The sequence below is a fragment of the Iodidimonas muriae genome, from assembly GCF_014647255.1.
GTDB lineage: Bacteria > Pseudomonadota > Alphaproteobacteria > Sphingomonadales > Rhodothalassiaceae > Iodidimonas > Iodidimonas muriae.
Genome location: NZ_BMOV01000024.1, coordinates 1 through 802 on the forward strand (window position 1 = coordinate 1; position 802 = coordinate 802).

The window sequence follows — 802 nt, forward strand, 5'->3', positions numbered from 1 at the left end:
AGCATCTCTGTGACGCAAAGCGTAGTAGAGAACATGTTTAGATGATGTTTCCTTTTAGGGACATTGTCCCTGGATCAATCTGAGAGTTTGATCCTGGCTCAGAACGAACGCTGGCGGCAGGCCTAACACATGCAAGTCGAGCGCTTCCTTCGGGGAGAGCGGCGGACGGGTGAGTAACGCGTGGGAATTTGCCTTGGGGTACGGAATAACGCATGGAAACGTGCGCTAATACCGTATGATGTTTTGGAATTGGCGTTTCAAGACCAAAGATTTATCGCCCTGAGATAAGCCCGCGTTGGATTAGCTAGTTGGTGAGGTAATGGCTCACCAAGGCGACGATCCATAGCTGGTTTGAGAGGATGATCAGCCACACTGGGACTGAGACACGGCCCAGACTCCTACGGGAGGCAGCAGTGGGGAATATTGGACAATGGGGGCAACCCTGATCCAGCCATGCCGCGTGAGTGATGAAGGCCTTAGGGTTGTAAAGCTCTTTCGCCGGTGAAGATAATGACGGTAGCCGGTAAAGAAGCCCCGGCTAACTCCGTGCCAGCAGCCGCGGTAATACGGAGGGGGCTAGCGTTGTTCGGAATTACTGGGCGTAAAGCGCACGTAGGCGGATCATCAAGTTGGGGGTGAAAGCCCGGGGCTCAACCTCGGAATTGCCCTCAAAACTGATGATCTCGAGACCGGGAGAGGGTAGTGGAATTCCTAGTGTAGAGGTGAAATTCGTAGATATTAGGAAGAACACCAGTGGCGAAGGCGGCTACCTGGACCGGATCTGACGCTGAGGTGCGAAAGC

The 802-nt window shown here is 53.7% G+C and carries 1 rRNA gene; it reads left to right on the forward strand.

What is annotated here, in order from left to right:
* Window positions 1-75: 75 nt before the first annotated feature.
* Window positions 76-802, forward strand: a 16S ribosomal RNA gene (locus tag IEX96_RS13980); the annotation flags it as partial.